Genomic DNA, 10401 nt, shown 5'->3' on the forward strand with positions numbered 1-10401 from the left:
GAAAGTAGGTAATCGTCAGGCTCCCTCAAGCCAGAAACCCCCGCCCGACCAGGCGGGGGTTTTTGCATTTGAGGTGCCGGAAATATGTGCGGGACATCTGGCATGGGCCCCACTCGTGCTCAATGCGTTGTTGGTCGTGATGTCGCTGAACGGCCGGCGATGCTTTCCGGTGGGGTATCAGACGACGTGGGGCACTGGTGAGGAGTTAGGGTGAGTGAGAGGGCTCTTATCTCGAAATTGTGATATTTTCCAAACTCCTATAACGATCCTGCTGTTTCCATAGGCTGAAGGTGCTAATTCCCTGGCGACCTGGGATCTTTCTATTGGAACTTCGTATGCAGGCGCAGCGGAGAAAAAAATGGAATTGGAAGAGCTTCGCGATGTACTCCGTCAGTTTACAGCGGAGCGCGGTTGGCAGAGGTTCCATACGCCCAAGAATTTGGCTGCGGCGTTGAGCGTCGAAGCTAGCGAGCTGCTGGAGCCGTTTCAATGGCTTGATTCCGGAGAGAAAGCAGAGCTTTCCGCTGACCAGCTGATAGCGATCCGTCACGAGATGGCCGACGTTCTGACGTACCTAGTGCTGCTAGCTGACAGGTTAGAGATTGATCTCCACAAGGCGGCGCTGGAAAAAATTGAAATCAATAAAAAGAAATATCCGCCGGCTAAGGTGTACGGAAAATCACAAAAATACTCTGAATACGGGGATTGAGTAAATGCCGCAGTACAGCGTGAAAGTTGGCGACATTGAGAATGTGGTGCGAAAACTGGGTGGAAGAGCGCCGTACAAGAAGATCTATGAAGCGCTGCTGGTCGAATTCTCGTCAGGGGAGTTGCCAGACAACTATCAAGACATGGCGACGTTTCAGGCGACAGTGCGTCGCAAGGTGGAGGACCATTGTCCTCAGTGCGTCGATTTCGATCCGTCGAAACGCGAGGCGAAGTTCATACGGGTAGAGCGCGGTACGTTCGAACTCGCACAACATGAGGGGCCGGTCGCGGTTTTCCAGACTCTTCAGGCACGCCGAGCAGCTTTCGACGAAGACGTGGATCGAGCGCTTGCAGACACATCGACGTCACGCCGGAAGCGACTCTCACGGGCCAACAAAAAGCCCGCAAAGATCAAGGCCGTCACGGAGATCTACGTTCGAAGCGCTGACGTTGTTGCGGAAGTTTTGCTTCGAGCGAATGGCGCTTGTGAGCGTTGCAAATTGCGTGCTCCGTTTCTCCGGAAAAAGGATCGCACACCATACCTTGAGGTGCACCACAAGCAACGCCTTGCAGACGACGGTGAGGATACGGTCGAAAATGCGATCGCGTTGTGCCCAAATTGTCACAGAGAGCTTCATTTCGGCGCCGAGTCTTGAGCCAGATCGCAATAGTGAACGGCGTCGCAGTCGAGAGACAGCTTTCCTTTGCGATGTTCCTTGCGTACTTTGCGGCTGCGCTTTATCGCGTGTTGATTCGGTGGGGTGGATGGCCGATCGCTGTCAAAGCCTTGAGGCTACCGGTTCCGAAAGGAGGAGGTTCGCTATTCGCGGCGCGTGGGCATGGAGGAAATCGAGAAGAACGATTTCAATCTGAATATCTCGCGCTACGTGAGCACGGCGGAAGCCGAGGAGCAGATCGATCTCGCGGCAGTGCATGCGGAACTGGTTTCGTTGGATAAGCAAATCAAACTGGCCACCGAGCGCCACAACGCATTCCTCAAGGAGCTGGGACTGCCTATGCTGCCATGATGCGCATCGCCAAGGCCAAGACAGGTCTTGGCTGCCAACCGAGATGAAGAAAGGCAAGCTCACGCGCTTGCCTCAATCTCGAGACGTAGGCCAGTCGCGCCAACTCTGTCACCCAGTCGCACAACTGTGGCGCCAGTCGCACATACTCTGGCGCCCTACGGCTGCAACGCTGTAGACAGACTCATAACCCGAGAAAATGCGCCTTACGGGATAAGGGCTTCCAGCTGAGGGTGGACCCATAAGGCGAGAAAATGGACGCATAAGTCGAGACGAACCGTCCAGACCACCTCGGATTCGAGCCTGGGCTTGTGACAGGACGGGTCCTATCCCACCAGCATCGCTCTCTCAGCTTTGTACAAGCTACCGCAAAAAACTGCGCGTCCGGCAAGGCAATTTAAGCGATTTGTGCTGGTGGACGAACCCTCTCCTTGCACGCCGGCGGTCAAGAAATGTCCAAGTTTCGGAGACCCGGCCTACAAACACGCCAAGCAAATCGCGCTGGCCGATTAACGAAGCAGCTACTGAATAAGCCCCTCTCTATCTCGTCCCGCGCCAGTGCCGTCGGTGGCTGGTCGAGGCGCCGGCGTCCGCTCGTCGCAACCTGGCCTGGAGGGCACTCATGAAATCCCCACGCCTCTGTCTCGCCTGTGGCACCGCGTTCGTGCCGCTGCCGCACGTTCCCCGTCAGCGCTATTGCTCATCGGAATCTTGCCAGCGAGCTCGACGACGTGACTGGCAGAACCACCGGCTCCGTATCGATAGCGACTATCGCGACAACCAGGCACGGGCGCAGGCCAGGTGGTGCGCGGGGCACTCGGGCTACTGGCGCGAATATCGAGCCTCGCATTCGGCGTATCGCGAGCGCAATAGCAGCATGCAGCAGACGCGCAACGAACGGCGGAATTTCAGGGCGATTGCAAAGATGGACGTGTCAGGGCGTCCGCAGTCCCTAGGCTCGGGCTTCTACGTCCTGTGCCATGCGGATGACGCCAACGTTGCAAAGATGGACGCGTGGACCGTCCATATAACCGTGTTGTCTGCGCCGGCGGCGCCGCCGGTCTGATTGCAAAGAGATGACGTGTTACGCGTAGGCGTCCGGCCTGCTACCTTTGCCTTGTCACCGTTCGCTTTAGAGCGCCACGCCCCGACTTGAGGACGCGGCGTCCGCATTCGGGCTTCTCCCTGCGCATGGTGCCTGCTGCGTGCCAGTGTCTGAGTTGTGGAGCGGAGAATGTCATTCAACAGCGCAGGTGCACCAAGCGTAGCCAGCTCGCTGGCAGGACGGGCAGCCGAGTACGTCCGCATGTCCACGGAACACCAGCAGTATTCGACTGAGAATCAGCGCGACCGGATTCGAGACTACGCAACCCGTCGCGGATTCGACATCGTGCGCACATATGCCGATGAAGGGAAAAGCGGTCTTCGAATCGACGGTCGCCAAGCACTTCAGAATCTCATTTCTGATGTGACGAATGGAAAGGCTGATTTTTGCATCATCCTCGTCTATGACGTGAGTCGTTGGGGCAGATTCCAGGATGCCGACGAGAGCGCGTACTACGAATACATTTGCCGCCGTGCAGGAATTCAGGTTGCGTACTGCGCCGAGCAGTTCGAGAACGACGGGTCGCCAGTCTCGACCATTGTGAAGGGGGTGAAGCGCGCAATGGCCGGCGAGTACAGCCGAGAACTGTCTGCAAAGGTGTTTGCCGGCCAGTGTCGTTTGATTGAAATGGGTTTTCGACAAGGAGGCCCAGCAGGCTATGGGTTGCGCCGAGTATTGGTCGACGAGCACGGTCTCATGAAAGCGGAGCTGCATCGAGGCGAACATAAAAGCCTACAGACGGACAGGGTTGTCCTGATGCCGGGGCCAGAAAGCGAGGTGCGAATCGTCAATTTAATCTATAACTGGTTTATCGACGAATCGCTCGACGAATACGAGATTGCAGCTCGCCTTAACGGCATGAATGTGCGCACTGACCTTGGCCGTGAGTGGACGCGGGCGACGGTACGGGAGGTATTGACCAACGAAAAATACATTGGCAATAACGTATATAACCGGGTGTCATTCAAGCTGAAAAAGATGCGCGTGATGAACACCCCCGACATGTGGATTAGAAAGGAGGGAGCATTTCAGGCACTCGTTCCGAGCGAGACGTTCTATACCGCTCAGGGCATCATGAGAGCGAGAGCGCGTCACTACTCAAATGAGGAGTTAATTGAGCGATTGCGTAACCTGTACCGTGCCCGCGGATTCCTGTCTGGCGTGGTGATTGACGAAACAGACGGCATGCCTTCTACGTCGGTCTATGTTTATCGCTTTGGCAGTTTAATCCGTGCCTATCAGACTGTCGGTTTCACTCCTGGTCGAGACTATCGTTACATTGAGACCAATCGCTTCTTGCGACAATTGCATCCAGAAATTGTCGCGCAGACGGAGAAGAAAATAGCCGATTTGGGCGGCACGATGATACGCGACACCGCAACCGACCTACTGACAGTGAATGACGAGTTCACAGCCTGTATTGTGCTCGCACGGTGCCAGGCGCATGGCAATGGCCGAAATCATTGGAAGGTGCGTTTCGATACGAGTCTTCTGCCGGACATCACCGTTGCGGTTCGGCTCGACCAGGCGAACGCATCGACGCTCGACTACTACCTGTTGCCGCGTCTCGATTTTGTGCAGCCGCGCATTCATCTCGCCGACCAAAATCCAATCGAGTTCGAGAGCTATCGCTTTGACACGCTGGACTACTTGTATGGGATGGCCGAGCGCGCTCGTCTCAGGAGAGTAGCGTGAACTCGCGACAGCAGCCTGGAGAAATTCGGATGATTCCGGTCTCTCAGATTGAAGTCATTAATCCGAGAGAGCGCAATGGTCGGGTCTTCAACGAAATCGTCGACAATATCAAGACCATCGGCCTGAAGAAACCTATCCTGGTCACTCCGCGAGTGACGGCTGGGGGCATAGAAAAATACCTGCTTGTATGTGGCGAGGGGCGATTGAAGGCATTTCGCACGCTAGGGGAAGCGACTATTCCTGCACTCGTGGTGCATGTGAGCGACGAGGATGCGTACGTAATGAGTCTGACGGAAAACATCGCGCGCAGACAATGTCGGCCCATCGAGCGGCTTGCCGGCATTCGGCTACTGCAGGAGCAGGGTTATGCGCCGAAAGTCATTGCCGAAAAAACGGGTCTTACATCGACCTACGTTCACGGCATCCTCACGCTATTGCACCAGGGAGAAGAGCGACTTGTCGTTGCAGTGGAGAAAGGCCTCGTTCCCCTCAATGCGGCTCTCATGATTGTTGGTGCCGGCGACGACGACGCTGAAATACAGGCCGCGCTCCAAGAGGCCTATGAGTCGGGAAAATTGCGGGGCAAGCAACTGATGAGTGCTCGCCGCGTCATCGAGCGCAGAAAAGCACTCGGGAAGAGCACCGCGCACAATATGTCGAGCAAGTCCGCCGCCGTCACGACGTCGAGCCTCGTGCGGACATATGAACGCGAGGTCGAGCGTCAGAAGTCGATGGTGAGAAAAGCGGAGTTCGCGCAGCAGCGGTTGCTATTTGTGGTCGGCGCATTGCGGCAACTGTTTGCCGACGAGAACTTCGTTAACCTGTTGCGCGCGGAGGGACTGGCAAGTCTGCCGAAGTATCTTGCCGAACGCGTCTGGCCAAGCGGGAGTGCCACATGACAGGCGTAATTCTTGGGTTCATCCCCGAGCCATTGTCGCTGCCGGTCACCGGCATCTTGCCTTCGCGCAGAGTACCGACACTCGTGGTTGAATCGCGAAAATTCAAGCAGATAAAAGCCTCCATTGAGGAGGTGGGCCTTATTGAACCGCTCTCGGTAACGCCGGTGAACCAATCGTCGGGGCAGCACGTCCTGCTAGACGGGCATCTACGTTTGCTTGCAATCCAGGAGTTGGGCCACGAGCAGGTTGCTTGTCTTGTCGCGACCGACGACGAGAGCTACACCTATAACAATCGTGTTAATCGCCTATCCACCGTGCAGGAGCATCACATGATACGGCGTGTGGTTGACCGAGGTGTATCACCCGAACGATTGGCGAAAGCTCTTTCCGTCAATGTGTCGCAGATAGTGAAGAAGATGTCATTGCTCGACGGCATTTGCCCGGAAGCGGCTGAGCTTCTGGGAGACCGGCAATTCTCACCAGAGCTTGTCCGCGCGCTTCGCAAAATGAAACCGACGCGGCAGGTCGAATGTGTTGAACTGATGGTGGCTGCGAACAACGTGTCAGTCGCCTACGCAGAGGCATTGTTGGTGGCAACACCTGCGGCGCGTCTTGTGGGTGAAAAGAAGCCACGTAAACTCAACGGCGTTAGCCCGGAGCAGATGGCCAGAATGGAGCGGGAGATGAGCAATCTGCAGGCACAGTACAAGCTCGTGGAACAGACATACGGCCAGGACGTGTTGAATTTGGTGCTCGCAAAGGGATATCTGGCCAAGCTCCTCGAAAACGAGCCTGCTCGGCAATACGTTGCCCAGCGCCATCCGGACTTGATGGTGGAATTCGAGTCCATCATTGCAACCATTTCTCTCGACCAGCAGCAAGTCGGTGCGGTCGCCTAGTCGAAGCCTGACTTAATGACCGTCCACATTGCGTGCGACGCGCTGCGAGATGAGCGCCATCTCGTCGACTTCTGCACCCACAATGACGACGCTGCTTTCCGCATCAAAACTCTGCACCCGAAAATTCCGTACTCTTACTTCAAGGCCCTGGTGGCGAGAACACATGTGTCGATTGTGGTTCATCCATCTTATGCACGTAGTTCATTTCGCGCACCAGATAGTCCTGCAAAGCTACGGTCTTCACCCCTTGAGACGCAGAAATTCCGAACACTGAGGCGTAATTGGATGCGCCGATTGCACCACTGCTTCTGCCGTCTTTATTTTTCCAATTGATGAGTTCATTCAGATAGACATTGAAACTATCCGTCGGCAGACCCGCCTCGAACATAGCGTCCATGTCTTTAGGTGAAGGCCCAGAGAAAAACCTTTCCACAGCAAGACTCAGATGTGGCTTCGCATTACCATTTTCAACTACCTGACGGCCGAAGACGATGAAATGATGGCCGCCTCGCGGGCCAAGAGTCTCCGCGGCACGCTCGAAGTCGACAAACTTATCGCGCTCCGAATTCAGTTGAGTTTCGTCACGCTTGAATTCAATCAGAACAAGCTTCGAATCACTTGCGAAGATGCCGTCACCGGCACGTTCGTGAACGCCAGAAAGCGGGGCAGCAAAGTCGAGCTTGCTTGCTGTTTCGAGAACGAACGCATACTCGACGGTCTTCTCCCACCAAATAAACTCGTTTTTCATTTGTCCCTTTCTTCGCATACGTTATGGTTACCTGCTGGTCAGTTAACGACCAATTCTCTTGATACTTTAGCATCGCGCATAGGTGTGTCGGAGTGCCGCCACAAGCGAGAATTGGCTGGCAACGTGGGCGTAGGAACTTCGTTCCGAGAAGACTCGTTGGTGAACCTCGATACAGGCTTCACTGTGATATGGTGTTTGGGCGCGTCGCGATTCACTCAAGCCACATAGGAGAATCAAGTAGGTCGGTGACACACATCGTTACTAAGGTGTACGGGCGGCCCGACTGGTCCAAGCGATTCCGTGTGCTGCAGTTCGCCAGCGTAGCTGGTAACCCTAGATTTCAATTGCTCGAATCGAACCCATGAGCCTAAATGTTCATTCACACATTATCGCGGACCCACACATCGCTGGCCTATCTGGTGCGAAGGGATTAGGCGTCTGTACACTGAAGTTCAGCGTGCTATTTCACGTGGTCAACAGCACACCCAGCGACGACACAGCAATGCGCATCGATACACTCAGCGCGATGGTGAGTGTTATCTCGTCGTCGGACGGCACCCGCTATCTTGCGAGCGGCAGATTCGAGGTGCCGATTGTCCTACGTCGCTTCCCGCATGCTGGAAAAACTGCTGCCTTGCTTCTGGTCGACCTCAACGAAAGCCAGCTCGTCGCGCTCGATGAACTTCGAGGGACTGGTGGAGTAACGTTTCAAGTCGCCCTCAAGGGGATGGCGCATTCGTCACTAGACGCGCATCCCGTTGAAGAAGTGCTGCGGTACCCACTCAACCTCAGTGAATGGATTGAACTTATAGGGGACCTTGGATTCGCGGACGCGTTCGTCGTCAGTGTTGAAATTCCCGTCGACTCGTGCGGGTCGTTTACGGCAGTTACCCAGTTGTTGCGTGCCGCTCGACGCCACCTCGTGGCGGGTGAGTACGACACAGTCGTTAGCACCTGCCGTCAGGTGTTGGATAGCCTTTCTACCCAAATCGACGCGCGAGATTCGGTCATCGTGGCTCGCGACAGGAAACCGGCTCGCATTCGCGACCAGTCAAAACTTCAGCGAGCACTGGCCATCTTTGATTCTGTCCGGCATTACAGCCATCTCGCGCATCACGTGGACTCCAACGGGCAGCCGGAAGTCTACAGCCGACGTGAAGCCACGATGATTCTTACCGCAACTTGTTCACTCGCGGCTACTGCGATGGGGTGGTAGAGGCACACACCTTCCACCCATCAAGAAACATTGGGCGACCTAGCGCAAATCAGCGCAGACCGACTCTTCAATGAAGGTCCGCATGAAAAAATCTCGAAAGATGCGCTCCGGCGCTGGCCAACGCCGTCGAGGATACGCATCATCGCAACCGACGGCCGCCCCAAATACGGTTCCATCGACCGGCATGGACCGCGCGACCTCCGTAATAAAATTTCTCTACAAGCGAGCGAAAGCAATTGTCAGCATGAGCGCACTGACTGCGGCAGCGATGGCAGCAGTGCACTTTCTGCAAGGTCAAGTAATCGTCTCCTTCTCGAAATCACTTTCGTCCGGCTACGAATTTACGGTCGAAAACGACAGCTCGATTTCTCAAAGGATTGAGAGCTTGCGCATTATGCCGAAGCTCGGCTCACAAGCGCTCTTCATTACGACCTCCGAAACGTACCTTCACGAAACAAGCCATGGTGCTGAGCTGCCGTACGGCAACACGTCGATGGTTCCTGCGGCGGACTTTCGCGATATGGACGGGCAGATTCTACGCCCCAAGCAACGCATTACATTTCGGGTCCCGCCGCTTGTCGATTGGAATAAGCTCAAACCAGAAGCTAGCCTCGTCGACGTCAGATATCAAACCGAGCCGACAAACGTTTTGCTCGGATGGACTGCAAAGGTGGCGGAAGGATTAACGCTCATGAAGCTTCGTTTTGCGAACACATATATCGTTATCGACGACTATTGGACGCCCACGAATTCGAGTGACATCAAGGTCGCATTAGCACGTGCGTGTTCGGAGGATGTGTCGCTGCGTAAAAGTCCGGTATGCGAGTGAGGAGCGCATAGAAGAAATCGCGATTGGCCGCGAATTGCGGCTTAGATTTAGGGTGAATTGGCCGTTGTCTCGGACAGACGCCGAGGAATTCTCAGTCCTGCGGCCTGGCGTCGGCGACGTTCTGCTCATCGCCCCCGACCGTCCCGTCGGAATTGGAGACGTGCTTCCGCAGCCCGAGGAAGAACCTTTGAGGCACGGCATCGACAGTCGGACGTTGGTCGGCGAGACATGCTCAAGCCGCCAACGCCTCCTCCTCGTGTTGAACCTTGCTCGCCTGCTCTACGGAGTGTACTGCGACGTCCGGGCAGGTCCATCGCCACGGTCGCGGCTAGGTACTTGTGCGGGTCGAACAGGTCCTGCGGTAGTAATCCAGTCATTAACACGCTCGAATCTTCGAGTTCGAGTCTTTCCCCATTAATCCTCGCGAGGAATATGCCGTAATATTAGCCGCATGGACGCGGCGGCCTGTCGGTGCCTGACGAGGGGCGCGTCAGTGGGTTGCCAGCGGTGCGTTTCGGGCACGCCTGGGCTGCCATAAGAAAACAAACCCTTTGCCGGGGAGACCGAAGTTGAACATCCAGTCATTACTTGCCGGCGTGCCGATGCCTGCACTTATCACGGGCGCGTTTTTGGCCGTCCTTGTCGTTATTGTCGTTGTGTTTTTCTTCGGTCCAGCGATAAGTCACCTGCTTCGGCTGCGCGCTATCCAGCGACGCATCGGAAACTTCGAAAGCGGAGACTTCTCGTCGCAGTTTGAAGCGGTATTCGCGAGCGACCGTCGGCTCGCCCATCTATGGAACGAGTATGCCGAATCATTGCACGTCCAGCGGGAAGAGCGGGATGGACAAATGGTCGTGCGCGCCGTACGGGCCACCGCGCCGGCCGAGGTGTACTTCAACAGTCAGGTTGTTGTCGACAGCCGCTTGCGCACCGAGTTTTTTAAGCACGTCCCCGGTATTTTCACTGGTATCGGCATTATCGGGACGTTCAGCGGACTCATAGAAGGCCTTCACGCGTTTCAGGTAAGCGAGAACGCTGCAACCGTGCGCGGTAGTCTTGAATCACTTATGCATTCGGTGGGTGAGGCGTTTCTTGTGTCTGCCTCGGCAATCGCCGCGGCAATGCTAACCACGCTCTTCGAAAAATTTCTCCTTGCCTCGCTATACCGACGTACGGAAGAAATTGCACATGCGATTGATGCTTCCTTTGAGGCGGGTGCCGGAGAAGAATACCTGGCACGTCTAGTAAAAGCATCAGAGGAGTCGGCAAGCCAATCC

General features: G+C 55.6%; 11 protein-coding genes and 1 pseudogene. 11 read left to right on the plus strand and 1 reads right to left on the minus strand.

All coding sequences use genetic code 11. The features are described from left to right. The 8 genes and pseudogenes from JMF90_RS40025 to JMF90_RS09715 all read left to right on the plus strand — a co-directional run. The coding region (locus tag JMF90_RS40025) for a hypothetical protein (RefSeq protein ID WP_236597962.1) at nt 1–214 on the plus strand (214 nt) is incomplete at its 5' end. Nucleotides 215–358: 144 nt separating this feature from the next. Beyond that, the gene (locus JMF90_RS09685; RefSeq protein WP_043888685.1) at nt 359–709 is read left to right on the plus strand and encodes a nucleotide pyrophosphohydrolase; all 351 of its coding nucleotides are present in this window, start codon (nt 359–361) and stop codon (nt 707–709) included. A gap of 4 nt (nt 710–713) precedes the next feature. Continuing rightward, on the plus strand, nt 714–1364 hold the full coding sequence (locus tag JMF90_RS09690) for an HNH endonuclease signature motif containing protein (protein WP_201317070.1): 651 nt from the start codon (nt 714–716) through the stop codon (nt 1362–1364). A 138-nt stretch (nt 1365–1502) separates the two neighbouring features. Further along, nucleotides 1503–1736 (plus strand): annotated as a pseudogene (locus JMF90_RS09695) (N-6 DNA methylase); the annotation flags it as partial. Between the two features lie 619 nt (nt 1737–2355). Further along, nucleotides 2356–2799: a hypothetical protein gene (locus tag JMF90_RS09700; protein WP_201317069.1), complete on the plus strand. Its 444-nt coding sequence runs from the start codon at nt 2356–2358 to the stop codon at nt 2797–2799. A gap of 168 nt (nt 2800–2967) precedes the next feature. After that, nucleotides 2968–4533 carry a recombinase family protein gene (locus JMF90_RS09705; RefSeq protein WP_201317068.1) on the plus strand — a complete coding sequence of 522 codons (1566 nt, stop codon included), beginning with the start codon at nt 2968–2970 and terminating at the stop codon, nt 4531–4533. Next, a complete protein-coding gene (locus tag JMF90_RS09710; RefSeq protein ID WP_201317067.1) occupies nt 4530–5432 on the plus strand; it encodes a plasmid partitioning protein RepB C-terminal domain-containing protein in 903 nt (300 codons plus the stop codon). Before JMF90_RS09705 ends, JMF90_RS09710 begins: the two co-directional genes overlap by 4 nt. Further along, on the plus strand, nt 5429–6331 hold the full coding sequence (locus tag JMF90_RS09715) for a plasmid partitioning protein RepB C-terminal domain-containing protein (protein ID WP_060121881.1): 903 nt from the start codon (nt 5429–5431) through the stop codon (nt 6329–6331). Before JMF90_RS09710 ends, JMF90_RS09715 begins: the two co-directional genes overlap by 4 nt. A 139-nt stretch (nt 6332–6470) precedes the next feature. Here the strand turns inward: JMF90_RS09715 and JMF90_RS09720 are convergent, their stop codons facing one another. After that, complete coding sequence (locus JMF90_RS09720) at nt 6471–7079, minus strand: hypothetical protein (protein ID WP_155629395.1); 609 nt, start codon at nt 7077–7079, stop codon at nt 6471–6473. 457 nt (nt 7080–7536) lie between these two features. Between JMF90_RS09720 and JMF90_RS09725 the strand changes: the two genes are divergently transcribed. The 3 genes from JMF90_RS09725 to JMF90_RS09735 form a co-directional block, all read left to right on the plus strand. Further along, complete coding sequence (locus tag JMF90_RS09725; RefSeq protein WP_201325069.1) at nt 7537–8295, plus strand: hypothetical protein; 759 nt, start codon at nt 7537–7539, stop codon at nt 8293–8295. Between the two features lie 82 nt (nt 8296–8377). Beyond that, nucleotides 8378–9124 (plus strand): hypothetical protein, encoded by a 747-nt coding sequence (locus JMF90_RS09730; RefSeq protein ID WP_201325070.1) that lies wholly within the window; start codon nt 8378–8380, stop codon nt 9122–9124. 569 nt (nt 9125–9693) lie between these two features. After that, nucleotides 9694–10401, plus strand: a 708-nt coding sequence (locus JMF90_RS09735; protein ID WP_236597963.1) for a MotA/TolQ/ExbB proton channel family protein, incomplete at its 3' end; no start/stop codon positions are given.

This window comes from Burkholderia sp. E168m23, from assembly GCF_016586125.1.
Lineage (GTDB): Bacteria > Pseudomonadota > Gammaproteobacteria > Burkholderiales > Burkholderiaceae > Burkholderia > Burkholderia orbicola.